This is a genomic window from Pseudomonas sp. ES4 (assembly GCF_050586665.1).
Lineage (GTDB): Bacteria > Pseudomonadota > Gammaproteobacteria > Pseudomonadales > Pseudomonadaceae > Aquipseudomonas > Aquipseudomonas frederiksbergensis.
In genome coordinates, this window is sequence record NZ_JBOBDO010000026.1 from 19064 (window position 1) to 43912 (window position 24849).

The following is a 24849-nucleotide window of genomic DNA, read 5'->3' on the forward strand; positions in this document are numbered from 1 at the left end:
TGGAATTCAGAGATCCATCAGCCAACTGTGCTGCGGATCGTTATGGAACTGCCAGACGCGTTTGGGTCCGGCCATCACGTTCAGGTAGTACGACTCGTAGCCATACGGCACGCTGACCGGGTGATAGCCTTTGGGTACAACCACGAGGTCACTGTTTTCCACGGCCATGGCCTGATCGATGCTGCGATCGTCGGTGTACACCCGCTGGAACACGAAGCCCTGGGGCGGGTTTATCTGGTGGTAATAGGTTTCTTCGAGAAAACTCTGGTGCGGCAAATCGTCGGTGTCGTGTTTGTGCGGCGGGTAGCTCGACGAGTGCCCGGACGGCGTGCGCACTTCCACCACCAGCAGCGAATGGGCCGGCTCGGAGTCCGGCAGAATGTCGCAGACGTAACGGGTGTTGGCGCCTTTGCCGCGCACGCTGCGCTTCATGGCGTCGGGTTTGATCAGCCGTGGGCCGAGGTTTTCGGCGGTCGAACCGGGGGCGGCGCAGACAGCGATTTGCACATCACTAAGCGCGACCACTTGCGCCTGACTGCCCGGTGGCAAGTACGCGGCGAAGGGTGATTTGTCTTCGAACACAGACTGACGATCGCCGATGTTGTCCCAGTCGAACGCCCCCTGCCCCGGCGCTTCACCCTTGATGCTGACCCGGCCACTGAGCAGCACCAGACACAGTTCCTTATCACCGGCCGACACCGGCAAGGTCTCGCCCAGACTCAAGCGATAAGCGGCGAAGCCGACGTATTCCAATTCACCTTTCCCCAGCTCGACCATGGTCCGGCCACGGGCGTTGCTTTTGACCAGCAGGCTCATATCGCAACCCTCTCGTCGAGCAGCGCACGCAAGGTGTCGTAGCCTTTTTTGGCGTAGACATAACTGGGCGCCACCGCCGGGTCCTGTTCCGCCTCGACCACCAGCCAGCCGTGGTAACCGGCTGCCAGCAGCACGTCGAGCAAGGCGCCGAAGTCGATGTCACCGTCGCCGGGCACGGTGAAGGTGCCGTTGATGATGCAGTCCGGGAAACTCCACAGGTTGTTGCGCGCCAGTTGCACCACCGGTTTGCGCACGTCCTTGAAATGCACGTGGCAGATGCGTTCGATGTGTTTGCGCAGCACCTGCAACGGTTCGCCGCCACCCATGTAGCAATGGCCCGAATCGAACAGCAGACCGACTTCGCTGCCAGTCAGCGCCATCAGTTTGTCGATGTCGGCCGGGGATTCGACGTAGGCGCCCATGTGATGGTGGTAGGCCAGGCGCACACCTTGGGACAAGGTGAAGCGCGCCAGTTCGGTGAGCTTGTCGGCGTATTCCTGCCAGGCGTGTTCGGTGTGGAATCGCGGGCGTTCCACCAACGGAATGCGCTGGCCTTGAATGGAGTCGGCGACTTCGCCGTACACCAGCACCTTGGCGCCGTTTTTGGCCAGCAGCTCGACATGGCTGCCAATGGCATCAATTTCTTCGGCCACCGAGCGGCGGGCCAGACGGCTGGAATACCAGCCGGACACCAGCGCCAGGTCATAAGGGCGCAGTACGTCGCCGACACCTTTGGCGTCCTTGGGGAATTTGCCGTTGAGTTCGAAACCTTCGTAGCCGATTTCCTTGCCTTCGCTCAGGGCGGTGCTCAGCGGCGTCTCGCCACCGAGGGACGGCAGGTCGTCGTTGCTCCAGGAGATCGGGTTGATGCCAATTCGAATAGCGGGCATGGCTGCACCTTTTATTGTTTTACATAACCATTGAATGCGGCGCGAAACCCTGTGGGAGTGAGCCTGCTCGCGATAGCGGTGTGTCAGGCGACTTTAATATTGACTGTCTGTCCGCTATCGCGAGCAGGCTCACTCCCACAGGTTCAGTGTTCACATATTGAAAATATTCAACTCCGGGCCGTGCGCCAGGCATCAATCAGTTCGACAAACGTGCCCTGCACCTGGCGGATCAACGTTTCATCGTCGATCTCACCGGCCATCCACGCGCGGCTCGGCTCCTGGAAAATCGTTCGGCCGACGGCAAACCCACGACACGTCTGGCTCTGGCTGGCCTGTTGAAACCCTTCGGCCAGTGCCGCTGCCGGTGCATTCAGCCCCAGCAACACCACGCCTCGGCAGTACGGATCACGTTCCTGGATCAGCTCGTCGAGTTGCTTCCACTCCTCGGCGCTCTGCGCTTCGATCTTCCACCACGCCGGGTAGATGCCCAGGTTGTAGAGCCGTTTGAGGGCGCGATACAGCACGTCCGGATGGGTCGACGGATGATCCTTGGGCGGGATGATTTCCAGCAGCAGTTCATGACCGCTGACCTGAGAGGCCTGGTACAAACCCTTGATCTGCGCTTCTTGTTCCAGGCGCAGCAACGGCTCGTCGTCGGGGTGAAATTGCACCAGGCACTTGATGATTTGTTCCTGCGGCCAGGCAATCAGGTTGCTGCCGATGGAGCGCCCATGTTCGAAGGCCAATGGCCGCGACCCCTGCACTTCCACCGGACGCGCCACCCACCAGCCACGACCGGTGGCGGCGTTCAGCGAATCCTGGCCGAAGCGTTGATCGGCCAGCAACCCGACATCGGCCTCGATACCCTGCTCGCGCAAATCGGCTTCGACCCGTTCCACAGCCTTGATAAACAGTTGCTTGAGTTCGCCGATGGCGCTTAGGTCGCGACCGCCCTTGTGCGCCAGCTCCACCAGTTGCCCGCGATGGTCGAACGCAAAGATGAACAGCTGCTTCCACTGTTTGCGCGGCACGCTGACCTGATGCAGACGCTGCAACACCGCATCTTGATCCGGCCGGGTAATCGGCACCGGGCTGTTGAATAGATAGTCGAGTTCGGCGCGGGTCGGCATCGCCGGCGCGCAGGCATGGCGCGACACCACCAGGCCGCCACAGGCATTGGCCAACTGGCAGCAGCGCTCGTCGCTCGCGTCCTCCAGCCAACCGGCGAGGAAGCCCGACATGAAGGCATCGCCGGCGCCCAGCACATTCAACACTTCCACCCGGACACCGGGGTAAATGGCGCCGTCTTCAAGACGTTCCGGAATGACTCCGTGAATCACCGTGCAGCCTTGCGGGCCGAGCTTGACCACCAGGGTCGCCACGCTCAGGCGCCGCACATTACGCAGCGCGGTGAGCAAATCTTCGGAGCCACCGGCAATCAGGAATTCTTCTTCCGTGCCGACGATCAGGTCAAAACGCGGAAGGATTTTCTGCACATGCAAGCTGACGTTCTGGTCGGCAACGAAACGGGTTTCGCCGTCGGCCTTGCCAGCCAGGCCCCACAGAACCGGGCGATAGTCGATGTCCAGCACCCGTTTGACGTTGTGCTTCTCGGCGTAATCCAGCGCCTGGATGCTCGCCTTGTAGACGCCGTCGGTGGAGAAATGGGTGCCGGTGATCAGCAAGGCTTTGCTGGAAGCAATGAAAGATTCGCTGATGTCTTCGGCCCGCAGCGCCATGTCGGCGCAGTTTTCGCGGTAGAAGACCAAGGGAAAGGTTTCGCGATCCTTGAGACCCAGCAAGACCATGGCGGTCAGGCGCTCTGGATCGACCTTGATGCCGCGGGCATCGCAACCTTCGCGGGTCAGGGATTCAACGAGGAAGCGGCCCATGTGGTCGTCCCCTACCCGGCTCAGCATCGCCGATTTAAGGCCCAGCCGAGCGGTGCCGAAAGCGATGTTGGCAGACGATCCGCCGAGGTATTTGGCGAAGCTGCTCACATCTTCCAGCCGCGCGCCGACTTGCTGCGCATAGAGGTCGACGCCTAGGCGCCCCAGGCAAATCAGATCCAATTGACGCCCACTGGCAAAACGAGTCTGGCCCATGCTGGCTCCTGTTATTTTTATCAGCCTGCGTTCGGGGCGATGGCCGCGCCGAACACTCTTGGTGGGATGCAGACTAAAACGTCCGGGGCCGAATAATCAATAATTATTCCAAATAATTTTTACGTGGAATATTTTTTCCAATAAACTTGGCCACAGGTGCTCCAGGGGCAGTGCATCGTTTCAGCACACCTCGTACTGACCGCAAGCTCAAGATTTTTTTCCGGCCTACCCTGTAGACTGCGCACAGCCAACCTATTGTCAGGGGATGACGCTCTCTGTCGTCCCTATAAGAACAAGCCAGAAGGATTCCTTATGACCCGCACCGATCAGCCGGCGACGACCGAGAGCACGCCCGACAGCGATCTCGCCAGCCCTCCGATCAACGCCGAGCGTCTGCTGCAACTGATCACCAACGAATACGAAAGCCTGCCGCGCCAGCTCAAGCGCATCGCCAGCTACATGAGCCAGCAGAGCGACCGGATCATGGTCGACCGCATCAGCGACATCGCCCGCGAGTGCGAAGTGCACCCGTCGGCGATCGTGCGGTTTTCCCAGCGTTTCGGCTTCAGCGGCTTCAGCGAAATGCAGGCACTGTTCCGCGAGGCCTATACCCACAAGACCACGCCGGTGCAGAACTACCAGCAGCGCATTCGCAGCATGATTGCCAACAAGTCGCAGAAGGCCAGCGGCGGCGACCTGGCGCGCGAGTGCATCAATGCGACCCTGTCAGGCATTGAACGGCTGGGGCTGGAACTCGATGACCAGGCCTTCGACAAGGCTGTCGACCTGGTGGTGAATGCCGACAACATCTACGTGGTCGGGGTGCGCCGTTCATTCGCGGTGGCCGATTACCTGGTCTACAACCTGCAACACACCAACAAGCGCATTCATCTGGTCTCGGGGCTCGGCGGCAGCTACCGCGAGCAGATGCGCAGCGTGCGCGCCAATGACCTGGTGATCGCCATCAGCTTCACGCCCTATGGCAAGGAAACCCAGCACTGCCTGCGTATTGCCCAACACAATCAGGCGAAAACCCTGATCATCACCGACAGCAACCTCTCGCCCTTGGCCAAGCGCGCCAACACGGTGCTGCTGGTCAACGAAGGCAGCTCGTTTGCCTTCCGTTCCCTGAGTGCCACACTGTGTTTATGCCAGGCGCTGTTTATTGCCGTGGCCTATCGCCTTGAATTGAAGGTCGATGAGATTCACGAACAGGTCGGCTTCGAGGATTAGCCCGGCGCCAGTTGCAGGTCGCTGAACCTCAGCTAAGGTAGTCCGTCCTGAAACGGACATCTGAAGGAGGAGCGGTTAAATGAAGCTGATCGGCATGCTGGATTCGCCCTATGTGCGGCGCGTCGCCATTTCTGCCAAATGCTTGGGGATAGACCTGGAACACCAGCCGGTCTCGGTGTTTCGGCATTTCGAGCAATTCCAGCAGATCAACCCGGTGGTCAAGGCGCCCACCCTGGTGCTGGACGACGGTGAGGTGTTGATCGACTCGACGCTGATTATCGAATACCTGGAAGCCTTGGCCGGACCCGGCAAGAGCCTGATGCCCGACGATCTCGATCAACGCTTGCGCTCGTTGCGCCTGATCGGCCTGGCGTTGGCGGCGTGTGAAAAGTCCGTACAGCTCTACTACGAACGCAATCTGCGGCCAGCGGAGATTCAGTTTGAACCGTGGGTGGAGCGGGTCGAAGGACAATTGGCGGCCGCCTATTCGGCGCTGGAGCGCGAGCTGGAAATGCAGCCGCTGAAGACTGACGGGACGATTGCTCAAGACGGGATTACGTTGGCGGTGGCCTGGAGTTTCACCCATCTGGTGGTGCCGGATCAGGTGGATGAAAATCGGTTTCCACAGATCAGTGCGTTTACCGCGTATGCCGAAGGGCTTGAGGGTTTTGTCAGTACGCCAATTGAGTAGATGGATTTGTTGTGTCCGATATGCCCTCATCGCGAGCAGGCTCACTCCCACATTTGATCTGTGTCGCTCAGATCTACTGTGGGAGCGAGCCTGCTCGCGATAGCGCAGTGACAGTCGACATCAAAGTCAAGGCCAGTCCCGATTACACAAAAACGCCGCTTCCACCCAAGGCAGAAGCGGCAAAGACCTGTGCCCCAACCCAAGTCACATGAACAGGGCGATCAGGATGATGATCGGGATCGGTACGCCGAGAAAGAACAGCAGTAATGAGCGCATGGTAGTTCTCCTGGTTTAGCGAACTGGGGTGGAAGTGTTGGTCACGTAAGTGTCGGTTTCGATGTACTCGACCGCATCCCGACGACGACCGCCAAAGGTTGCAGCGAGGCTGGCGAAAAACGCACCGATCAGCAGCGCAATGAACATCCACAGCGACGTCCAGGCCGCGACTTTGGCGGCAGTGTCGGCAGCTTCCTGGGCGGCGAGTTTGGCGTCGGCCACGGCTTTTTGCGTACGGGCATACACTTCATCAACGCGACGTTCCGCGTCCGCTTGGGTAAGGTTGGTCCGCTGGGCCACCAGTTGCGCCAGGTAGATGCGGTCTTCGGCAGCCAGTTGACCGTTGTTCCTCAGGCTGCGCACGAAGATGCGCGTCACGGTGCCTCGAACAGCGTCATCACTGACTGCTGCCGGACGATCATCGCGGAACAGACTGTCGACGAAGTATCCATACTGATCATTGTCTGCGTTGCCGACAGCCGTACCGGCTGCTTGAGTCGCGGCACTCGCAGCGCCGCCAACCACACTCGCCCCGGCCTGCACGCCACCGCCGATGATGTTGCTGACCGAACCGACCAACAGCATCGCCGTCACCAGCGTCGCCACGCACCAGGCCAGGAAGCCATGGGCAGTGTCACGGAAGTAAACCTCATCACCGTGCATGTACGCCCACTTCACCCGCAGACGACCGGCGATGTAACCGCCCAGCCCGGACGCCACGATTTGCGTAGCGGCCAGCCAGACAATCGTTGAAATGCCCAGGCCCTTGGCGCTCATCCCTTCATTGGCCCACGGCGATACCGCCGAAAAACCCAGGCCAAAGCCGAGCAACACGAGGATCAGCGACAACGCCGCCGCCGCAGCGGCCCCCGCGAAGATCGCGCCCCAGGACACGCCAGAGACCGTGCTCGTTTCTTCGAGGGCCGGATAGAAACCATCAGAGGATCTATTCATTGTGATATCGCTCCAGGCAGGAAAGATGGTGTTACAACTCTTCAAGGGAGCAAGTGCAGTCACCGTGCCAGTCGGCAACTTTAAATAAATTGCTTACTTTCAATCAGTTATAAAGTTTGAACTTTCAATGGCCTTGCATTTTGCAAGGAACTCTCTGTATCGGCGGGTTTTATGCATTGACCGGGATCGGTGTTTTCAATGGAAAAATCCTTTTCGATTCACATGAAGTTTTATTTAGAAAGCCTGCGGTCATTTCTTGGCAAAATGCCGCTCAATGTTGAGCACTCCTAATCAGGCCCGCCCTATGACCCGTATCTTGACCATCGAAGACGACGCCGTGACCGCCCGGGAAATCGTCGCCGAATTGAGCAGCCACGGCCTCGACGTGGATTGGGTCGACAACGGCCGCGAAGGCCTGGCGCGCGCGGTCAGCGGCAACTATGACTTGATCACCCTTGATCGCATGCTCCCGGAGCTCGATGGCCTGGCGATAGTCACCACGTTGCGGACCATGGGCGTGGTCACGCCGATCCTGATGATCAGCGCCCTCTCCGACGTCGATGAGCGTGTGCGCGGCTTGCGGGCGGGCGGTGACGATTACCTGACCAAACCGTTCGCCACCGATGAAATGGCCGCCCGGGTCGAAGTCCTGCTGCGCCGGCAGAACACCGTGACCGCCAAGGCCACCACCTTGCGGGTGGCAGATCTGGAGCTGAACCTGATCAGCCATGAAGCCAGCCGCGACGGTCAACTGCTGACGCTGTTGCCCACCGAGTACAAGCTGCTGGAGTTCCTGATGCGCAACACCGGGCAGATCCTGTCGCGGATGATGATTTTCGAAGAGGTCTGGGGTTACCACTTCGACCCCGGCACCAACCTGATCGACGTGCACATCGGCCGGTTGCGCAAGAAGATCGACCCGCCAGGCAATGTCCCACTGATTCGGACCGTGCGAGGCTCGGGTTATGTCATTGCTGAACCCCTCTAACGGCTGGCGTTCGTCCAGCAGCCGTTTGCTGGCGCTCTACAGTTCGCTGTTCGTGCTCTGGAGCGGGATTCTCATGGGGGTCATGTACTACGAGGTTTCCGCCTACCTGGACAACCTGGCCAAACACTCCCTGATGCAACGCCAGCATTTGTTTTCGCACTTTCAGGGCGAGCAATTGGCCGACGCCCTCGCCGTCAGCATGACCTTCGACATTCGCGGCATCGACGCTTATGGCCTGTTCGATGCTCAGCACCGCTACCTCGGCGGTGCGCTGCGTCACATGCCCAAAGGCCTGCCGCTGGATGGCAAGATTCACATGCTCGGTGACTGCGCTGACTCTGACGACCCAAGCCTGCCGGCAGACAGCTGCGACGCGGTAGCGACCCAGACAAAGGACGGCCGCTGGCTGGTGCTGGTGCGGGATAACGGTTCGTTGTTTGCCGTGACCCGGATCATTCTGCACGCGCTGCTCTGGGGTGTGACGCTGACCATCCTGCCCGGCATCGCCGGTTGGCACCTGTTGCGGCGGCGTCCGTTGCGGCGGATTCGTGCGATCCAGGCCAGTGCCGAAGCCATCGTCGCCGGCGACCTGACCCGCCGCCTGCCATTGTCCGATCGCCGCGATGAGCTGGACATGCTCGCCGCCATCGTCAACGCCATGCTCGAACGTATCGAACGCTTGATGAACGAGGTCAAGGGCGTCTGCGACAACATCGCCCACGACCTGCGCACGCCGCTGACGCGCTTGCGGGCGCAGCTGTACCGGATTCAGCAGCAGGCTGATGAGGGTTCGACGCTGGCGGTGCAACTGGACTCGGTGCTCGGTGAAGCGGACACCTTGATGGCGCGCTTTCGAGGGTTGCTGCGGATATCCGAGCTGGAAGATCGTCAGCGCCGCTCGGGTTTTGTGCAGCTGGATCCGCTGCCGTTGCTGCAAGAGCTGCACGACTTTTATCTGCCGTTGGCGGAAGAAGGCGAGCTGGTTTTCAAGCTGCAATTGCCGACGTCGTTACCTTCGCTGAACGGTGATCGAGCATTGTTGTTTGAGGCGATAGCGAACCTGCTGAGCAACTCGATCAAGTTCACGCCTCCGGGTGGCGAGGTGATTTTGCGGGGGGTCAATGAGGCGGGATTTACGCGGATCGAAGTGCTCGATTCGGGCCCTGGTATTCCGATGGCCGAACGAGAGGCAGTGTTCCAGCGCTTCTATCGTGCCGAGGGCGGCAACCAGAAAAGCGGGTTTGGGTTGGGGCTGTCGATCGTTGCGGCGATTGTCAGCTTGCATGGGTTTACGCTTGAAGTCAGCACCAGTGAACTCGGCGGTGCGCGGTTGGTGCTTGATTGTCAGCAACGCTTGATCCCCCAGACGTGACGCTAACTCAAGAACAACGTAGACCAGGCATACGCCAACGGCCAGGCCAGCGGTGAAACCTGCAACGGTCGGTCCAGCAACAACCGGGCATCGCTCAGCGGCAACGGTTCGGCCTCGGACTGCTGCAGCGCCATCTCGACCCACTCGTAAACACCGCCATCGCGGGCAAGCCGGGCTCCTACAGGGGGCAGCGTCAAACCAGATCTTCCTGCCACCGGGATTTCGTCGCTCCAGACGGCGGCCCACGGCCCCCGGACTAAACTTACTGCACGCAGGACGTGCTTATCGTCCTGTTCATTCCCACGACCACGGTTCAGAGGTGAACGCCTCGAAAAACAAGGCCTCTGGACTGTGATCCTGCTGAAGGAGCACATGTGATGGACGAGGCCAGACTCAATGATTTCATGGGCAAACTGGTGAACGACATGGGCGGCGCAGCGATGCTCGCCAACGTCATCCTCGGTGAAGAGCTCGGACTGTACCGGGCCATGGCCGACAGCCAGCCAGTCACCCCTGAAATCCTCGCCGACAAAACCGGCTGCAACACCCGCCTGCTGCGCGAATGGCTCAGCGCCCACGCCGCTTCCGGTTACATGGAACACCGCGACGGCCAGTTCCGCCTGCCCGAAGAGCAAGCCCTGGCATTGGCGATCGAAGACTCACCGGTCTATATCGCGGGTGGCATCGGGGTGGTCGCATCGTTTTTCCATGACAAGGACAAACTGGTCAACGCCATGCGCGGCGACGGAGCCCTCGCCTGGGGCGATCACCATCCGTGCATGTTCAGTGGCACGGAGCGGTTCTTCCGGCCAGGTTATAAAGCGCACTTGGTCGCCGAATGGCTACCGGCACTCGAAGGCGTAGTCGGCAAACTGGAGGCTGGCGCCAAAGTAGCGGACATCGGCTGCGGCCACGGCGCATCCACCGTGATCATGGCCCAGTCGTTCCCGAATTCGCGATTCGTCGGTTTCGACTACCACGCGCCCTCCGTCACCGTCGCTACCCAGCGCGCCGAGGAAGGTGGCGTGGCCGGGCGTGCGCGGTTCTTCCAGGGGACGGCAAAAAGCTTCCCCGGCGATGACTATGACCTGGTTTGCTATTTCGACTGCCTGCACGACATGGGCGACCCGGTGGGCGCGGCGCGGCATGCTTATGACGCACTGAAACCGGACGGCACGGTGCTGCTGGTAGAACCGTTCGCCAACGACTCGCTCGATGACAACACCACCCCGGTTGGCCGCTTGTTCTACGCCGCCTCGACCTTCATCTGCACCCCGAACTCGCTGTCCCAGGAAGTCGGCCTCGGCCTCGGCGCCCAGGCTGGCGAGGCGCGGCTGCGCAAGGTCTTCACCGAGGCCGGGTTCAAGACGTTCCGGCGGGCCACGGAAACGCCGTTCAACCTGATACTGGAGGCGCGCAAGTAAACACCGCTGACGGCTGACGGCTGACGGTCTACTGTAGGAGCTGCCGCAGGCTGCGATCTTTTGATCTTGATTTGGCGATGCTCAAATCGCTGAAGATCAAAAGATCGCAGCCTGCGGCAGCTCCTACACGTCCACCGGAGTGTTGAACATGCTCGACAGCCTCATCCGCGAACAACTCGATCGCCTTCAGCAGTTAATGGCTGACCAGCCGTTTGTGGTCCTGACCGGCGCCGGCATCAGCACTCCGTCGGGCATTCCGGACTACCGCGACAACCAGGGCGTGCGGCGTGGCCGGCAACCGATGATGTATCAGGAATTCCTATCCGCCCCCGAATCCCGGCGACGCTATTGGGCGCGGGCGATGCTCGGTTGGCCGCGAGTGCGCCAGGCCCAGCCGAACGTGGCCCATGAGGCCTTGGCCAGTTTGCAACGTTCGCAGCAGATCAGCGGGCTGATCACGCAAAACGTCGACACCCTGCACGACCAGGCCGGCAGCCATGACGTCATCGAACTCCACGGCAGCCTGCATCGAGTGTTGTGCCTGGACTGCGGAAAACGCAGCGAACGGGATTCGATCCAGCAATTGATGGAAACGCAGAATCCGTATCTGGCCGGCGTGGATGCGGTGCAAGCCCCGGATGGCGACACGCTGCTGGATGCGGCGTTTGAGGCGCGGTTTCAGGTGCCGCAGTGCCCGTACTGCGCGGGTGAGCGGATGAAGCCGGACGTGGTGTTTTTTGGCGAAAATGTGGCGCAGGTGACAGCGGCCAAAGCGATGGCGGCGGTCGAAAAGGCGGCGGGGTTGCTGGTGGTCGGATCTTCGTTGATGGCGTATTCGGCGTTTCGGTTATGCCGGGCGGTGGCGGATCAGGGCAAGCCGTTAATGGCGATCAATTTGGGGAAGACACGGGCGGATGACTTCCTTGATTTGAAAATAGAGGCGTCGTGCGAGCAGCTACTCCCCCTCCTGACACAACACCTGTCCCAATGATCGTTCCCACGCTCCGCGTGGGAATGCCTCAACGGACGCTCCGCGTTCGGCTTTGGATGGGACGCAGAGCGTCCCGGGCTGCATTCCCACGCGGAGCGTGGGAACGATCAATGGAGGCGTTGGCCGAGGTTTTCGGCTTTAAGGATATCGAACAACGCCTGCGCCGCCGCCGACAGTTCCACCCCTGGCTTGGTCAGCACCCCGATCGCCCGCTCCACCACCGGGTCGCGCAAAGTGATGCACCGCGCTCCGAGTTCCAGCATCTGCCCGACACACAACGCCGGCACTGCACTCACCCCCAACCCGCTGGCGACCATCCGCCCCACCGTCGCCAACTGATGACTTTCAAACTCCACCGGCAATTTCATCCCGCGTGCCTGCAAGTGCTCTTCGAGCATCACCCGCACCGTCGACGGTCGCTGCAAGGTGATGAACGGCTCCTCGAGCAAGGTCTGCCAATCGATATCTTGCCGTTCGGCAAAAGGAGAATCCTTCGGCACCACGGCCACGAAACGGTCCATGTACAACGGCGTGAATGCCAGCGATGAACTCTGATTCGGTTCAAACGCCACTCCCAGTTCAACCTGCCGGTCACGCACCATCTCCAGCACCTGCTCGTTGATCACGTCATTCACCGTGACGTTGACCTTGGGGTATCGCGCCCGAAAGGTTTTCAGGATCGGCGGCAGCAGGTTGCCGGCAAACGAGGGCATCGCCGCCAGCGTCACGCGTCCGCGCTGGAGAGTGAAGCGTTGCCGCAGCTCATCCTCGGCGTTATCCCAGTCAGCGATCAGCCGACGTGCTAGCGGCACCAGTGATTCCCCCTCTGCTGTCAGCGCGACATTGCGCGTGGTGCGGGTGAACAGTCGCCCGCCCAACCCCTCCTCCAGCGCCTTGATGGTCAGGCTTAATGCCGATTGCGACAGGTGCAATCGCTCGCAGGCCACGGCAAAACTCAGACTCTGGGCCACGGCCAGGAATGCGCGGATCTGCTTGACTGTCATGTGCGAATTGCTCCAGTAATCAGGAGCACGGTTTACCCGCGATGGCTTCCTTGAAATTGCCATCGCGAGCAGGCTCGCTCCCACAAGGGTTATTGGTGAGTTTTATCTATCAATCAACCTTAAAAATCAACTTAACAAATGAATTCTGCAGCGCGACACTCCTACCCCAATACGGCTAGCCAGCCGCCCACAAAGAATAAAAGAGGTGCATATGGCAGGTTTCGACAAGCGCGTGAGTTCCTACGAGGAAGCTCTGGCAGGTCTTGAAGACGGCATGACCGTGATCGCTGGCGGCTTCGGTCTGTGCGGGATTCCGGAAAACCTCATCGCCGAGATCAAGCGCAAAGGCACACGCGACCTCACCGTGGTTTCCAACAACTGCGGCGTCGACGGTTTCGGCCTCGGCGTGCTGCTGGAAGACCGGCAGATCCGCAAGGTGGTGGCGTCTTACGTCGGCGAGAACAAAATGTTCGAGGAGCAACTGCTCAGTGGTGCTATCGAAGTGGTCCTGACCCCCCAAGGCACCCTCGCCGAAAAAATGCGCGCAGGCGGTGCCGGCATCCCGGCGTTCTTCACCGCCACCGGCGTCGGCACGCCGGTAGCCGACGGCAAGGAAGTTCGCGAATTCCATGGCCGCAAGTACCTGATGGAAGAATCCATCACCGGTGACTTCGCCATCGTCAAAGGCTGGAAAGCCGACCATTTCGGCAACGTCATCTACCGCCACACCGCCCAGAACTTCAACCCGCTGGCCGCCACCGCGGGCAAGATCACTGTGGTCGAAGTCGAAGAAATCGTCGAACCCGGCGAGCTGGACCCGGCGCAGATCCACACCCCTGGCATCTACGTCGACCGGGTCATTTGCGGCACGTTCGAGAAGCGCATCGAACAGCGCACCGTGCGTAAGTGATCCCCTGCCCCCGGACCGAATGAAGGAATAACAACAATGGCACTTTCCCGCGAACAAATGGCTCAACGCGTCGCCCGCGAAATGCAGGACGGCTTCTACGTGAACCTGGGCATCGGCATTCCGACCCTGGTCGCCAACTACATCCCCGAAGGCATGGAAGTCATGCTGCAGTCGGAAAACGGCTTGCTGGGCATGGGTCCCTTTCCAACCGAAGACACCATCGATGCCGACATGATCAACGCCGGCAAACAAACGGTGACCGCGCGTATCGGCGCGTCGATCTTTTCCTCCGCCGAGTCCTTCGCGATGATCCGCGGTGGTCATGTCGACCTGACAGTACTCGGTGCGTTCGAAGTGGACGTGGAAGGCAACATCGCCTCCTGGATGATCCCCGGCAAACTGGTCAAGGGCATGGGCGGCGCCATGGACCTGGTGGCCGGCGCAGACAACATCATTGTCATCATGACCCACGCCTCCAAGGACGGTGAGTCCAAGCTGTTGTCCAAATGCAGCCTGCCGCTGACCGGTGCCGGGTGCATCAAGCGCGTGCTGACCGACCTGGCTTACCTGGAAATCGAAAACGGCGCGTTCATTCTCAAGGAACGTGCACCGGGCGTCAGCGTCGAGGAGATTGTCGCCAAGACCGCCGGTAAACTGATCGTGCCGGATCACGTTCCGGAAATGCAGTTCGCTGCCCAGTGAGGAATCATTCCATGCAAGAAGTCGTCATTGTCGCCGCCACCCGTACCGCCATCGGCAGTTTCCAGGGTGCCCTGGCCAACGTGTCCGCGGTTGATCTCGGTGCTGCGGTAATCCGTCAGCTGCTGGCGCAAACCGGCCTGGACGTTGCTGAAGTCGATGAAGTGATCATGGGCCAGGTGTTGACCGCCGGCGCCGGACAAAACCCTGCGCGCCAGTCCGCGATCAAGGCCGGCCTGCCGTTTACCGTGCCGGCGATGACTCTGAACAAGGTCTGCGGCTCGGGCCTCAAAGCATTGCACCTGGCTACTCAGGCAATTCGCTGCGGCGATGCCGACGTGATCATTGCCGGCGGCCAGGAAAACATGAGCCTGTCCAATTACGTCATGCCCGGTGCGCGCACCGGCCTGCGCATGGGTCACGCGCAAATCGTCGACACCATGATCAGCGACGGCCTGTGGGATGCGTTCAACGATTACCACATGGGCATTACCGCCGAGAACCTCGCCGACAAGTACAGCCTGACCCGCGAACAGCAAGATGCCTTCGCCGCGGCCTCGCAGCAGAAAGCCACAGCCGCCATCGAAGCCGGGCGATTTGCCGACGAGATCACGCCGATCCTGATTCCTCAGCGCAAGGGCGATCCGGTCGCCTTCCAGGTTGACGAACAACCACGGGCCGGCACCACCGCCGACTCCCTGGGCAAACTGAAACCGGCCTTCAAGAAGGACGGTTCGGTGACTGCCGGTAACGCCTCGTCCCTGAACGACGGTGCCGCCGCCGTGATCCTGATGAGCGCGGAAAAGGCCAAAGCCCTCGGCCTGCCCGTGCTGGCGAAAATCGCCGCTTACGCCAACGCGGGTGTAGACCCGGCGATCATGGGCATAGGCCCGGTCAGCGCGACTCGTCGCTGCCTGGACAAGGCCGGTTGGTCCATCGACCAACTGGACCTGATCGAAGCCAACGAAGCCTTCGCTGCGCAATCTCTGGCGGTGGCCAAGGACCTGGAATGGGACTTGAACAAGGTCAACGTCAACGGCGGCGCTATCGCCTTGGGCCACCCGATCGGTGCGTCGGGTTGCCGAGTGCTGGTGACGCTGCTGCATGAAATGATCAAGCGTGACGCCAAGAAAGGCCTCGCCACCCTGTGCATCGGTGGTGGTCAGGGCGTGGCACTGGCGATCGAACGGGCGTAAACGTTTTTTCGGTCACAAGGATCGTTCCCACGCTCTGCGTGGGAATGCCTCATCGGACGCTCTGCGTTCGGCTTTGGAAGTGACGCAGAGCGTCACGGGCTGCATTCCCACGCAGAGCGTGGGAACGATCAAACAGCGTTCAACAGATGGCGCGGGGACCCACGAATATCCGTTCGCCGTCTGGCAAAACACCCGGCGCGACTCACGTCGCACCGGGTTCTTTTTGTCTATCGTCAGGCGAATTTCACCAGGTTCAGCGCAGGCAAAGGACCGCCCGGAAACTGCACTAGTCGCGCCCCGACGCTCAATTCCCCAAGATCAATCCCGAAGAAGCCCAACTGTTCGATCAGCGCTGCCACTTGTGCTTTCGCATCGGCATCATCACCCGAGAGAAACAGCACCCGGCGCCCGCCCTCCGCGGTCGGATCACTCTCCAGAAAATGCGCCTGAAGGTGATTGAACGCTTTCACCACCCGCGCACCGGGCACCCATTCGGCAAACACTTCGCTGGACGTCCGCCCCTGCAAATCCACCGCTTTGAACGATGGCGCCTCGATTGAGTTGTTGGCGTCGATGACAATCCGACCGCCAAAATCCGGCAGGCCGGCGAGCGCGGTCGGCAGCTTCGACCAGTTCACCGCGACCAGCACGATGGCTTGCGCAGCGGCTTCCTCGCGGGTTCCGGCACGCGCCGTTGGCCCGAGTTCTGCCACCAGCGAGCCCAGGCTTTGCGGCCCACGGCTGTTGGCGATTACCACTTCAATGCCTTGACGCGACAGTGCTCTGGCAAAGGCTGCGCCGATTGCGCCGGCGCCGATGATTCCGATGGTGCTCATGGTTGTTCACTCCGTGGGTTGTCGTTGGAGTGAATACTGCGCTTGCCATTAGCACTTGATTAGCGGGTAATGCCTTGAATGATCTTCAAGCATGACTATCAGGTGATGCCCATGGAAACCCTCGCCAACCTCGAATCTTTTGTCCGCAGTGCCGAAACCGGCAGTTTTTCCGCCGCCGCACGGGTGCTCGCGCTGACCCCAGCCGCCGTCAGCCGCAACGTGGCGATGCTCGAACGCAACATCGGCGTGCGGCTGTTCCAGCGTTCAACCCGCAAGCTGTCCCTGACCGAAGCCGGGGAACGGTTTCTGACGAGCATCGGCGGCAATCTGCAAGCGTTACAGACCGCCATCAGCGCGGTGAGCAGCGACCAAGGCGAGCCGGCGGGCGTGCTCAAGGTCAGTCTGGCGCCGACCTTTGGCATCGATCATGTGTTGCCGCTGCTGCCGGCGTTCCTGGCGCGCTACCCATTGATTCGCCCGGAATGGCACTTCGAAAACCGCCCTGTGGATCTGATTGCCGAAGGGTATGACGCGGCCATTGGCGGCGGTTTCGAGTTAATGCCAGGGGTGGTGTCGCGGACGTTGGCGGCGGCGCATGTGGTGGCAGTCGCCTCTCCCGCCTACCTTGCAGGACGCAGCCTGCCCGAGAGTCCGGCAGACCTGTGCGGACACACCGGCATTGTGATGCGCGGCACCCGCACCGGACGGATTCGCCAATGGCTGATGCACGATGGCGCGGGCAACGAAGCACCGGCCAATCTCAACGAACACATTGTGCTCAACGACCCGGCCGCCATGCGCCAAGCGGCGATCCTCGGCCTGGGCGTGACACTGCTGGTGTTGCCGGATGTGCTGGCGAATATCCAGCGGGGCGAACTGGTGCGCCTGCTGCCCGACTGGCACGCCGACGCGGGACCGATTTCGCTGTATTACCCGAGCCGGACGTTAATGCCGGCCAAGACCCGGGTGTTCATCGATTTTATCGTTGAGGCGCTTAAGCACGACTGATCGTTCCCACGCTCTGCGTGGGAATGCAGCCCGGGACGCTCCGCGTCCCTGCCGAAGCGGACGCGGGGCGTCCATTGAGGCATTCCCACGCGGCGCGTGGGAACGATCAAGCATTGAAGCCCTGATATTTGTATACAAAATCACGACATCTATAGAGCAATCGCTCCCACGCAATGCTAACGTTGCCGCCTCACTCAGGTCGGAGGTACGTGCGTGCTGCTACTCAAACTGCTGGTCATCCCAGGGTTTCTCTTGCTGATTTCCCTGGCCGGTAAACGCTGGGGACCGAGTGTCGCCGGTTGGTTGTCGGGGTTGCCGGTGGTGGTCGGGCCGATTCTGTTCTTTCTCGCCATCGAGCAGGGCCAGGTGTTCGCCGCTCAATCGGCGACGGCAGCGCTGTCGGCGATGTTCGCGATGATTGCCTTTTGCGTGACCTACGCTCAGGTTGCACAACGCGCGAAATGGCCGTGGGCGCTGGTGATTTCGCTGTTAGTCTGGGCCACGGTGGCCGTTGTGCTGTCGTTGATTCCGCCGTCCCTGGTGTTCTCGGTGATCGCCGCCGCGACCGCTCTGCTGGCGGCGCCATATCTGTTTCCCTCGGTACAGCCGATCATTTCTGGCCCGGCGCCGAAGTCCGACAAATTGCTGTTGCGCATGATTGCCGGTGCCCTGCTCACCCTCGCCGTCACGTTGCTGGCCAGCACCGTCGGCGAACGCTGGAGCGGTCTGCTCGCAGTGTTCCCGGTGCTGGGCAGCGTGATGGCGGTGTTCTCCCAGCAAACCCGCGGCCCCGCGTTTACCGCGGCATTGTTGCGGGCCACCGCAACCGGGATGTATTCGTTCGCCGCGTTTTGCCTGGTGTTGGCGCTGACGTTGCCGAAGTTTGGTTGGTGGGGATTCGCGATGGGAGTGGTGGTTTCATTGGGGATGTTGCTGGTGACGAAGAGACTGCTAATGGGTTCAAAAGACAGTTCGACCGTATCGAAGAACTTGCAGAAGGCCAACACGTAACACCATGGTCTTAAAGAGAACTCTCTAGCCGCAGAATCAGGCGTAACACCGCTGTCCCCCTGCTACAGGGCTGAGGGCTGCCAGAAAGTGGATTCCATGGGATGATTGCGCCGAACGCGCGACCATCCCTGGAGTTTCTGAATGTCATTGTTGAGTAAAAAAGCCGTTGTGCTGTTGTTGACGGCGGTTGCCAGTCTGGGAGCGCTGAATGCGCAGGCCGCCAAGGCCACTGCCAGCGATACCGCGCCAGCACAGAAAGTCTCGATGCTCGGCGGCAAGTTCAAGTTCACCCTGCCCAAAGGCTTCGTCGCCAACCCGTTGCCTGCCGGCGACGCGGCCACCGGCACCGGCGGGGCAACGGGCACCATGTACACCAATCAGGCGACTAAAACTGTCGTGATCGCCGCTGAAAACACCATCCCCGGCGGCCTCAACGTCAAAGACAACGACGGTCAGTTCCTCGACTCCGTGGCGTCTGACTTCGCCACCCAACAAGCCACGGCGCTGCCGGACTTCACCAAGCTCAGCGAAAAGAGCCTGACCCAGAAAGGCACGGGCCTGGGACTGCGACAGATCGACAGCACCGCCACCCAGGGCGGCGGCAAAACCCTCGACACTACGCTGATGGCCGCCTCCAACACGCGCATGGCGATCGTTCAGGTGATTTCCCGCCTCAGTGACAATGCTGGCCACGAGACGCTGGTCAAACAGATCGTCAGCGGCAAGTAAGCGTCAGGGATTGAGACGCTGCAACCAGGCGCTCAAGTCCTGCATTTCGGTGGCACTGATGCTATGACCAACGCCGGGGTAGGCATGAAATTCAGGCTTGAGTGACAGGCTCTGCAACAGGCTGTCAGCGTCCGTGCCGTCCTTGTAGGGAAGGAGTGTGTCGGCGGTGCCATGACCAATGAAAATCGCCAGCTGCTGGCGTTTTTCATCGGGTTTCAACCCGGACTTGAGCACTGGCAGAATCCGCCCGCTCAACGCCGCGATCCCGCCCACCGCCTCAGGATGACGCAGGGCCACCTCGTAGGACATCATCGCGCCCTGGCTGAAACCCACCAGGAATACCTTATTAGGTTCGGTGTGATACTTCTTCGCCGCCTGTGCGACAAAATCCAGCAACACTGCGCCGCTGGCCTTCAAATCATCTGTCTCGCCGTCATAGGCGCCATCACCTTTCTGGCGAAACCACTGATAACGGCCCTCCTCTATCACCATCGGTGCGCGTACCGACAGGTAGTTGTATGACGCGGGCAGTTCATCCTTGATGTCGAACAGGTCTTCTTCGTTACTGCCAAAACCGTGGAGGAAAATCACTAGGGGCTGATGGCGCGATTCGGAGTTGGCCTGCTCCAGGTACTTGAGCGGCAGATCGGTTTGCAGCGGGGTTTGAGCGTGGACGGCGGTGGACGCCAGGAGTGTCAGCAGAGCGAGAAACTTCAACATAAACCTTCCTTCACAAGTGCAGGATTCGGGGCAGAGCCTAACACCTCTTTTGGCCTTTGATCGTTCCCACGCTCTGCGTGGGAATGCAGCCCGGGACGCTCTGCGTCCCAGAAGCCGAACGCGGAGCGTCCGTTGAGGCATTCCCACGCAGAGCATGGGAACGATCAGTGAGGATCTTCAATCGTTGACGAGTTTCCCGACCCGAATCGGCTCGCGCCCCGCCACCTTCGCCTGCCAGGTCCCCGGTTGCGTATAGCGCCCACGGTCAATCGCAAACAACACCCCACTGGTCCCGGCGCAAACAGTGGTGACCCGATCGTTCAATGGATCGACCACTTCGAACAGCGCATCCCCTTTTTCCACCCACTCACCCGAGTCGCGCAGAAAACTGACGACCCCATGATGCGGCGCGAACAGGTATTGGGTGCCTTCGAACGGCATGCCTTCACAGCATTCGCTCGGGGCCGCAGGCCAAGTGCCTTTGATGAAACCCTGCTCGGCGAGGAAGCCGAGAATCGCCTCGCAATTGGCTTGGGCCTGATCGACGCGGGTATCACCCATGCTGCCCAGTTCCAGCGTTGTCGCCAGGTTGGCCGGCGGTATCGCGGCCTCTGGGAAAGCCCTGGCCAGGCGCAACCACGGGGTTGAACACGACTCATCGAATGAACTGCCGCCGGAGTCTTCGCAGAGCAACGCCACCCCGGCCTTCAAACGCGCCGCCAGGGATTGCCACTGCGGCCAGTGTTGCGGCAAGGCGTACAGATGAATCGCCGCGTCGAAATCACAATGCAGATCGAGGGTGATGTCGGCCTCACAGGCGTGGCGCAACAGCAAACGGTGCATGGCTTCAAGCTGCGAGGCCGGTGCCGGCAAATCGTCGAGTACCTGGCCCATGGTTTGGCGAATCAGCGCAATGTTGGCCGCCGCGTCACTGCCCAAGCGATCACCGATTAACTCGGCCACCGGTGCGCTGAGTTCGACGAAGGAGCGGTTGAAGTTCTTGCCGCTGCCCAGCTCGAAGCGGCCCATGTGGCTGCCTTGCAGGTGTTGATCGAGGCCGATGGGATTGGCCACCGGGACCAGTTCGATCACGCCCTGCAACTGGCCCTGGGTTTCGAGTTCGGCCAGACGCTTTTTCAGTTCCCACGCCGTGCGCATGCCCGGCAGTTCATCCGCGTGCAGGCTGGCCTGGATGTAGACCTTGCGAGTGCCCGCGCCATAACGAAACACGCTGAGGGTGCGTTCGGTGCCCAAGTGACTCCAGGGCAGTGAATGGTCGATGCGTTGCATGGAAACTCCTGAATATCTGAACGGCGAAAATCACCTGTAGGAGCGAGCCTGCTCGCGAAAGCAGTGTGTCAGGCAAAAGACTTACCACTGAAAAACCGCTTTCGCGAGGCTCACTCCCACAGGGATCTCATTTCAACAGAGAGAGCATAAAAAAAGTGGCAACCGCGTCAACGGTTGCCACTTTTTTGAACGGCGTGATTAATGGCCGTAAACGTCAAAGTCGAAGTACTTGTCTTGCACTTGCTTGTACTTGCCGTTGGCGCGGATTTCGTTAATGGCAGTGTTGAATTTCTCAGCCAAAGCGGTATCGCCCTTGCGCACGGCAATACCGGCGCCGCCGCCGAAGTACTTGGCGTCTTCGTAGGTCGGGCCGACGAAAGCGAAGCCTTTGCCGGCGTCGGTTTTCAGGAAACCGTCGTCCAGGTTGACCGAGTCGGCCAGCATCGCATCGAGACGACCGGCGACCATGTCCAGGTTGGCTTCCTGCTGGGAGCCGTAGCGAACCAGGTTGATCCCGGCCGGCACCAGCACTTCAGTGGCGAAGCGATCGTGGGTACTGGCGCGCAGCACACCGACTTTCTTGCCTTTGAGTTCGGTCAGCGGATCCTTGATGTCGGTGCCTTCCTTCATCACGAAGCGCGCCGGGGTGTGGTAGTACTTGATGGTGAAGTCGACGTTCTTTTTGCGATCGTCGGTGATGGTCATGGACGACAGGATCGCGTCGATTTTCTTGACCTTCAGCGCTGGGATCAGACCGTCGAACTCTTGCTCGACCCAGGTGCATTTCACTTTCATCTGCTCACACAACGCGTCGCCAATGTCCACGTCGAAACCAGTGAGTTTGCCGTCAGCGGTTTTCATCGAGAATGGCGGGTAACCGGCTTCGATACCGAGGCGGATCGGCTTGGCGTCTTCGGCCACAGCCGTCAGGGACAACATCGACAGTGCCAGGGCACCGAACATCACTAGCTTCTTCATTTATAACTCCTGTGTGCGGAGGCTTTTATTGGCAGCTTTCGATTGGCATTCGGTGGCGGGTTCCGATTGGAAAGCACCGAAGTGGCCGGCAGTCTAGAGCGGCTTCAGGAGGGTCAATTGTGTTTAAGCGACAAATACTTATAGAAAAGCAGCCGAGGGATACGAGTCCCTTGAAGCGTGCGCCAAGCCGGTGCAAAGACTGTAGGACAAGTCCTTTTTTCAGACAAAACCTACAAGTAAAAACTACAAGAGAGCCCTTATGCCCACGTTGAACCTGATCCAGCACCACCCTGCCGAAGGACCCGGCGCCATTGCCACGTGGGCCACGTCCCGAGGTTTGACCTTGAACGTGTTTCGCGCCGACCTCGGCCAATTGCCGCCAGTGGATGCAGCGCCGGTGATTCTACTGGGCGGGCCTTATGAGTCCAACGCCGGGCCGGCCTGGCTGGAAGCTGAACGCCAGTGGTTGGCGGGCAGCCTGGACCAAGGCGCGGCGGTGTTTGCGATTTGTCTGGGGGCGCAGTTACTGGCGCTGAGTCTGGGCGGGAATGTGCGGCGGATGAATCGATGGGAGACCGGTTGGACGCCCGTGACCTTTGTCGATGGCCAGACGTTACAAGTGCTCGAATGGCACGAAGACGCCATCGACCTGCCGCCAAACGCGCAGTTGCTGGTCAGCAGTGATCAGTGCGAGCAGCAGATGTTTTGCGTCGGGCCGACGCGGGTGGGTTTGCAGTTTCATCCGGAATGGACGGCTGAATCGGTGGCAACGCTCAATGAACACTTTGGCGACGAGTCACCGCTACCTTGGGGTCAACAGGACAGCGCCGCCTATGCAACCGTGTTCGAGTGGTTGCAGGCGACGCTTGATGGGTGGTGGTCGGCTTCGTCAGCCACACGCTAAATCTGTGGATGAGTAAGCCTTTGTGGCGAGGGGGCTTGCCCCCGTTGGGTCGCGTAGCGACCCCAAAACCTGCCAACCGATTCTTTCAGAAACACCGCGTTGCAGGTTTTGCGGCTGCTACGCAACCGAACGGGGCGATGCGGCGTTCCGACAAGCCCCCTCGCCACAGTTGATCAGCGGTGTGTGGTAGTTAGCATTCACAGCCGATCACGGCATTCACTGACTGTTGCGCCTTCACGCTCAACTCAAACCCTTCATCCAGCCACCCGGTCACCCCGCCGATCATTTCCTTGACCGGGTACCCCAGCGCCGCCAGTTTCACCGCAGCCTTGTTGGCACCGTTGCAGTGGGGCCCGGCGCAATACACCACGAACAGGCTGGTTTTCGGGTAGGCCGCCAGGCTTGCAGCGTTCAGCAGTCGCCCCGGAATATTGATCGCTCCCGGCACATGGCCACGCTCGAACGCGAGCGGGCCGCGCACGTCTATCAGGACAAAATCCACTTCGCCGGCCTGTTGGCTGCCGTGGACGTCGGAACAATCGGTTTCGAATGTCAGGCGATTGCTGAAATGCATCAGGGCGACGGCTGATGGGGCGGCGGGAATCTCGCGGACCAGGCTGGTCATGGGCTGTACTCCAAAGTCTCGGTGGGTGTGAGAAGACTTTATCCGCCCGACGCTTGCGGCTACAGTGGCGCACAAGACACCCACCGGGAACTTTCCGCCAAATGCAGCCCACCCCTGGATTGGTCGCGATTCTGGCCTACGACGGCCTCTGCACATTCGAGTTCGGCATCGCCGTGGAGATCTTCGGCCTGGCCCGTCCGGAGTTCGACTTCCCTTGGTACGAGCACCGGATCGCCGCCGTCGATCAGGGGCCGATGCGCGCCATGGGCGGAATACAAGTGCTGGCCGATGGCGGCATGGAGCTGCTCGAAGATGCCCGGACCATCATCATTCCCGGCTGGCGTGACCGCAGCGCCCCGGTGCCTGAGGCATTGATCGCGGCCCTGCGCCAAGCCCATGCGCGGGGTGCGCGGCTGCTGTCGATCTGCTCGGGTGTGTTCGTGCTGGCGGCCACCGGTTTGCTCGACGGTCACGGCGCCACTACGCACTGGCGCTACACCGCTGAATTGGCCGAGCGGTTTCCGAACATTCTGGTGGACCCGGACGTGCTCTATGTCGATTCAGGTCAACTGATCACCTCGGCCGGCAGCGCTGCCGGCATCGATGCCTGCCTGCATTTGGTGGCGCGGGACTTCGGTACGCAAGTGGCCAACTCGGTGGCGCGGCGGCTGGTGATGTCGCCGCAACGCACCGGCGGCCAGGCGCAGTTCATTCCGACACCGGTCAGTCCTACGCCGCGTAGCGATTTGTCGCGCGTCATGCAGTGGGCACGCGAGCGTTTGCATGAACCGCTGGAGGTGCGCGAGCTGGCGAGTGAAGCGGCGATGAGTGAACGGACGTTTCTGCGCCGCTTCACTGAAGCCACCGGCATGCCGCCCAAGGCCTGGTTGCAGCATGAGCGCCTGGGCCGGGCTCGCGAGCTGCTTGAAAGCACGAGCCAGAACACCGACCAGATTGCCCAGCGCTGCGGTTATCGCTCGGTGGAGAGTTTTCGGGTGGCGTTTCGCAGCGTGGTAGGCGTGCCGCCGTCGGTGTATCGGGAGCGGTTTGGGCGGGAGTCAAAGGCGATTTTTTGAGGTGTTTTTTAGGGCCTCATCGCGAGCAGGCTCGCTCCCACAGTTGACCGAGTTGTCTGGACGGACGCGGTCTAATGTGGGAGTGAGCCTGCTCGCGATGAGGCCAGCCCAGACACCAACTTT

General features: G+C 60.6%; 24 protein-coding genes and 1 pseudogene. 14 read left to right on the forward strand and 11 right to left on the reverse strand.

Going from position 1 to position 24849, the window contains the following annotated elements; genetic code table 11:
• Nucleotides 1–6: 6 nt before the first annotated feature.
• From iolB to ACQ4OB_RS23365, 3 genes are all read right to left on the reverse strand, one after another.
• Nucleotides 7–816, reverse strand: a complete 810-nt coding sequence (gene iolB, locus ACQ4OB_RS23355) for a 5-deoxy-glucuronate isomerase (protein ID WP_430956531.1) — start codon at nucleotides 814–816, stop codon at nucleotides 7–9.
• Complete coding sequence (iolE, locus tag ACQ4OB_RS23360; RefSeq protein ID WP_074875623.1) at nucleotides 813–1706, reverse strand: myo-inosose-2 dehydratase; 894 nt, start codon at nucleotides 1704–1706, stop codon at nucleotides 813–815. The genes iolB and iolE overlap by 4 nt, the downstream gene beginning before the upstream one ends.
• Nucleotides 1707–1873: 167 nt before the next feature.
• Nucleotides 1874–3811 carry a bifunctional 5-dehydro-2-deoxygluconokinase/5-dehydro-2-deoxyphosphogluconate aldolase gene (locus ACQ4OB_RS23365; protein WP_430956532.1) on the reverse strand — a complete coding sequence of 646 codons (1938 nt, stop codon included), beginning with the start codon at nucleotides 3809–3811 and terminating at the stop codon, nucleotides 1874–1876.
• Nucleotides 3812–4123: 312 nt separating this feature from the next.
• On the opposite strand from ACQ4OB_RS23365, the gene ACQ4OB_RS23370 reads away from it, so the two are divergent.
• Both ACQ4OB_RS23370 and ACQ4OB_RS23375 read left to right on the forward strand, forming a co-directional pair.
• Nucleotides 4124–5044: a MurR/RpiR family transcriptional regulator gene (locus ACQ4OB_RS23370; RefSeq protein ID WP_074875619.1), complete on the forward strand. Its 921-nt coding sequence runs from the start codon at nucleotides 4124–4126 to the stop codon at nucleotides 5042–5044.
• A gap of 79 nt (nucleotides 5045–5123) precedes the next feature.
• A complete protein-coding gene (locus ACQ4OB_RS23375; RefSeq protein WP_074875617.1) occupies nucleotides 5124–5735 on the forward strand; it encodes a glutathione S-transferase in 612 nt (203 codons plus the stop codon).
• 291 nt (nucleotides 5736–6026) lie between these two features.
• Here the strand turns inward: ACQ4OB_RS23375 and ACQ4OB_RS23380 are convergent, their stop codons facing one another.
• Complete coding sequence (locus ACQ4OB_RS23380; RefSeq protein ID WP_430956533.1) at nucleotides 6027–6965, reverse strand: hypothetical protein; 939 nt, start codon at nucleotides 6963–6965, stop codon at nucleotides 6027–6029.
• A gap of 304 nt (nucleotides 6966–7269) precedes the next feature.
• Here ACQ4OB_RS23380 and ACQ4OB_RS23385 point away from each other — a divergent pair, with 304 nt between their 5' ends.
• Together ACQ4OB_RS23385 and ACQ4OB_RS23390 are read left to right on the forward strand one after the other, a co-directional pair.
• On the forward strand, nucleotides 7270–7953 hold the full coding sequence (locus ACQ4OB_RS23385; protein WP_074875614.1) for a response regulator transcription factor: 684 nt from the start codon (nucleotides 7270–7272) through the stop codon (nucleotides 7951–7953).
• A complete protein-coding gene (locus tag ACQ4OB_RS23390) occupies nucleotides 7931–9325 on the forward strand; it encodes a sensor histidine kinase (protein ID WP_430956534.1) in 1395 nt (464 codons plus the stop codon). Before ACQ4OB_RS23385 ends, ACQ4OB_RS23390 begins: the two co-directional genes overlap by 23 nt.
• A 23-nt stretch (nucleotides 9326–9348) precedes the next feature.
• Here the strand turns inward: ACQ4OB_RS23390 and ACQ4OB_RS23395 are convergent.
• Nucleotides 9349–9474 (reverse strand): annotated as a pseudogene (locus ACQ4OB_RS23395) (DUF2063 domain-containing protein); the annotation flags it as partial.
• Between the two features lie 228 nt (nucleotides 9475–9702).
• On the opposite strand from ACQ4OB_RS23395, the gene ACQ4OB_RS23400 reads away from it, so the two are divergent.
• Together ACQ4OB_RS23400 and ACQ4OB_RS23405 are read left to right on the forward strand one after the other, a co-directional pair.
• On the forward strand, nucleotides 9703–10749 hold the full coding sequence (locus ACQ4OB_RS23400) for a class I SAM-dependent methyltransferase (protein WP_430956535.1): 1047 nt from the start codon (nucleotides 9703–9705) through the stop codon (nucleotides 10747–10749).
• Between the two features lie 148 nt (nucleotides 10750–10897).
• Entirely contained in the window at nucleotides 10898–11740 is an 843-nt protein-coding gene (locus ACQ4OB_RS23405) for an NAD-dependent protein deacetylase (protein ID WP_074875606.1), read from the forward strand.
• Between the two features lie 107 nt (nucleotides 11741–11847).
• On the opposite strand, the gene ACQ4OB_RS23410 is transcribed toward ACQ4OB_RS23405, so the two are convergent.
• Complete coding sequence (locus ACQ4OB_RS23410) at nucleotides 11848–12744, reverse strand: LysR family transcriptional regulator (protein WP_074875604.1); 897 nt, start codon at nucleotides 12742–12744, stop codon at nucleotides 11848–11850.
• Nucleotides 12745–12955: 211 nt separating this feature from the next.
• Between ACQ4OB_RS23410 and ACQ4OB_RS23415 the strand changes: the two genes are divergently transcribed.
• From ACQ4OB_RS23415 to ACQ4OB_RS23425, 3 genes are read left to right on the forward strand one after another with little or no spacing between them, the layout of a single operon-like run.
• Nucleotides 12956–13654, forward strand: a complete 699-nt coding sequence (locus tag ACQ4OB_RS23415) for a CoA transferase subunit A (RefSeq protein WP_074875602.1) — start codon at nucleotides 12956–12958, stop codon at nucleotides 13652–13654.
• A gap of 36 nt (nucleotides 13655–13690) precedes the next feature.
• Nucleotides 13691–14356, forward strand: coding sequence for a CoA transferase subunit B (locus ACQ4OB_RS23420; protein WP_074875601.1), 666 nt, complete (start codon nucleotides 13691–13693; stop codon nucleotides 14354–14356).
• An 11-nt stretch (nucleotides 14357–14367) separates the two neighbouring features.
• Nucleotides 14368–15549: an acetyl-CoA C-acetyltransferase gene (locus ACQ4OB_RS23425; RefSeq protein WP_074875599.1), complete on the forward strand. Its 1182-nt coding sequence runs from the start codon at nucleotides 14368–14370 to the stop codon at nucleotides 15547–15549.
• 233 nt (nucleotides 15550–15782) lie between these two features.
• Here the strand turns inward: ACQ4OB_RS23425 and ACQ4OB_RS23430 are convergent, their stop codons facing one another.
• Entirely contained in the window at nucleotides 15783–16385 is a 603-nt protein-coding gene (locus ACQ4OB_RS23430) for an NADPH-dependent F420 reductase (protein ID WP_430956536.1), read from the reverse strand.
• A 111-nt stretch (nucleotides 16386–16496) separates the two neighbouring features.
• Here ACQ4OB_RS23430 and ACQ4OB_RS23435 point away from each other — a divergent pair, with 111 nt between their 5' ends.
• The 3 genes from ACQ4OB_RS23435 to ACQ4OB_RS23445 all read left to right on the forward strand — a co-directional run bounded on the left by ACQ4OB_RS23435 (nucleotide 16497) and on the right by ACQ4OB_RS23445 (nucleotide 19133).
• Nucleotides 16497–17393: a LysR family transcriptional regulator gene (locus ACQ4OB_RS23435; protein WP_074880615.1), complete on the forward strand. Its 897-nt coding sequence runs from the start codon at nucleotides 16497–16499 to the stop codon at nucleotides 17391–17393.
• 213 nt (nucleotides 17394–17606) lie between these two features.
• Nucleotides 17607–18404: a hypothetical protein gene (locus ACQ4OB_RS23440; RefSeq protein WP_430956537.1), complete on the forward strand. Its 798-nt coding sequence runs from the start codon at nucleotides 17607–17609 to the stop codon at nucleotides 18402–18404.
• A 141-nt stretch (nucleotides 18405–18545) separates the two neighbouring features.
• A complete protein-coding gene (locus ACQ4OB_RS23445) occupies nucleotides 18546–19133 on the forward strand; it encodes a hypothetical protein (RefSeq protein WP_074875593.1) in 588 nt (195 codons plus the stop codon).
• A 3-nt stretch (nucleotides 19134–19136) separates the two neighbouring features.
• Here the strand turns inward: ACQ4OB_RS23445 and ACQ4OB_RS23450 are convergent, their stop codons facing one another.
• The 3 genes from ACQ4OB_RS23450 to ACQ4OB_RS23460 form a co-directional block, all read right to left on the reverse strand.
• Nucleotides 19137–19853, reverse strand: coding sequence for an alpha/beta hydrolase (locus ACQ4OB_RS23450; RefSeq protein ID WP_430956538.1), 717 nt, complete (start codon nucleotides 19851–19853; stop codon nucleotides 19137–19139).
• A gap of 177 nt (nucleotides 19854–20030) precedes the next feature.
• Entirely contained in the window at nucleotides 20031–21143 is a 1113-nt protein-coding gene (locus ACQ4OB_RS23455) for a succinylglutamate desuccinylase/aspartoacylase family protein (protein ID WP_102615165.1), read from the reverse strand.
• 198 nt (nucleotides 21144–21341) lie between these two features.
• Nucleotides 21342–22121 (reverse strand): ABC transporter substrate-binding protein, encoded by a 780-nt coding sequence (locus ACQ4OB_RS23460; protein WP_074875587.1) that lies wholly within the window; start codon nucleotides 22119–22121, stop codon nucleotides 21342–21344.
• A 259-nt stretch (nucleotides 22122–22380) separates the two neighbouring features.
• Between ACQ4OB_RS23460 and ACQ4OB_RS23465 the strand changes: the two genes are divergently transcribed.
• Nucleotides 22381–23025 carry a type 1 glutamine amidotransferase gene (locus tag ACQ4OB_RS23465; RefSeq protein ID WP_430956539.1) on the forward strand — a complete coding sequence of 215 codons (645 nt, stop codon included), beginning with the start codon at nucleotides 22381–22383 and terminating at the stop codon, nucleotides 23023–23025.
• 190 nt (nucleotides 23026–23215) lie between these two features.
• Here the strand turns inward: ACQ4OB_RS23465 and ACQ4OB_RS23470 are convergent, their stop codons facing one another.
• A complete protein-coding gene (locus ACQ4OB_RS23470) occupies nucleotides 23216–23650 on the reverse strand; it encodes a rhodanese-like domain-containing protein (RefSeq protein WP_430956540.1) in 435 nt (144 codons plus the stop codon).
• A gap of 101 nt (nucleotides 23651–23751) precedes the next feature.
• On the opposite strand from ACQ4OB_RS23470, the gene ftrA reads away from it, so the two are divergent.
• Nucleotides 23752–24726, forward strand: a complete 975-nt coding sequence (gene ftrA / locus ACQ4OB_RS23475; RefSeq protein WP_076030569.1) for a transcriptional regulator FtrA — start codon at nucleotides 23752–23754, stop codon at nucleotides 24724–24726.
• Nucleotides 24727–24849 lie beyond the last annotated feature (123 nt).

Bases quoted from the DNA above. Each gene is read 5' to 3' on its own strand.
- iolB (WP_430956531.1), bottom strand. From the start codon at position 816: ATGAGCCTGCTGGTCAAAAGCAACGCCCGTGGCCGGACCATGGTCGAG.
- iolE (WP_074875623.1), bottom strand. From the start codon at position 1,706: ATGCCCGCTATTCGAATTGGCATCAACCCGATCTCCTGGAGCAACGAC.
- ACQ4OB_RS23365 (WP_430956532.1), bottom strand. From the start codon at position 3,811: ATGGGCCAGACTCGTTTTGCCAGTGGGCGTCAATTGGATCTGATTTGC.
- ACQ4OB_RS23370 (WP_074875619.1), top strand. From the start codon at position 4,124: ATGACCCGCACCGATCAGCCGGCGACGACCGAGAGCACGCCCGACAGC.
- ACQ4OB_RS23375 (WP_074875617.1), top strand. From the start codon at position 5,124: ATGAAGCTGATCGGCATGCTGGATTCGCCCTATGTGCGGCGCGTCGCC.
- ACQ4OB_RS23380 (WP_430956533.1), bottom strand. From the start codon at position 6,965: ATGAATAGATCCTCTGATGGTTTCTATCCGGCCCTCGAAGAAACGAGC.
- ACQ4OB_RS23385 (WP_074875614.1), top strand. From the start codon at position 7,270: ATGACCCGTATCTTGACCATCGAAGACGACGCCGTGACCGCCCGGGAA.
- ACQ4OB_RS23390 (WP_430956534.1), top strand. From the start codon at position 7,931: ATGTCATTGCTGAACCCCTCTAACGGCTGGCGTTCGTCCAGCAGCCGT.
- ACQ4OB_RS23400 (WP_430956535.1), top strand. From the start codon at position 9,703: ATGGACGAGGCCAGACTCAATGATTTCATGGGCAAACTGGTGAACGAC.
- ACQ4OB_RS23405 (WP_074875606.1), top strand. From the start codon at position 10,898: ATGCTCGACAGCCTCATCCGCGAACAACTCGATCGCCTTCAGCAGTTA.
- ACQ4OB_RS23410 (WP_074875604.1), bottom strand. From the start codon at position 12,744: ATGACAGTCAAGCAGATCCGCGCATTCCTGGCCGTGGCCCAGAGTCTG.
- ACQ4OB_RS23415 (WP_074875602.1), top strand. From the start codon at position 12,956: ATGGCAGGTTTCGACAAGCGCGTGAGTTCCTACGAGGAAGCTCTGGCA.
- ACQ4OB_RS23420 (WP_074875601.1), top strand. From the start codon at position 13,691: ATGGCACTTTCCCGCGAACAAATGGCTCAACGCGTCGCCCGCGAAATG.
- ACQ4OB_RS23425 (WP_074875599.1), top strand. From the start codon at position 14,368: ATGCAAGAAGTCGTCATTGTCGCCGCCACCCGTACCGCCATCGGCAGT.
- ACQ4OB_RS23430 (WP_430956536.1), bottom strand. From the start codon at position 16,385: ATGAGCACCATCGGAATCATCGGCGCCGGCGCAATCGGCGCAGCCTTT.
- ACQ4OB_RS23435 (WP_074880615.1), top strand. From the start codon at position 16,497: ATGGAAACCCTCGCCAACCTCGAATCTTTTGTCCGCAGTGCCGAAACC.
- ACQ4OB_RS23445 (WP_074875593.1), top strand. From the start codon at position 18,546: ATGTCATTGTTGAGTAAAAAAGCCGTTGTGCTGTTGTTGACGGCGGTT.
- ACQ4OB_RS23450 (WP_430956538.1), bottom strand. From the start codon at position 19,853: ATGTTGAAGTTTCTCGCTCTGCTGACACTCCTGGCGTCCACCGCCGTC.
- ACQ4OB_RS23455 (WP_102615165.1), bottom strand. From the start codon at position 21,143: ATGCAACGCATCGACCATTCACTGCCCTGGAGTCACTTGGGCACCGAA.
- ACQ4OB_RS23460 (WP_074875587.1), bottom strand. From the start codon at position 22,121: ATGAAGAAGCTAGTGATGTTCGGTGCCCTGGCACTGTCGATGTTGTCC.
- ACQ4OB_RS23465 (WP_430956539.1), top strand. From the start codon at position 22,381: ATGCCCACGTTGAACCTGATCCAGCACCACCCTGCCGAAGGACCCGGC.
- ACQ4OB_RS23470 (WP_430956540.1), bottom strand. From the start codon at position 23,650: ATGACCAGCCTGGTCCGCGAGATTCCCGCCGCCCCATCAGCCGTCGCC.
- ftrA (WP_076030569.1), top strand. From the start codon at position 23,752: ATGCAGCCCACCCCTGGATTGGTCGCGATTCTGGCCTACGACGGCCTC.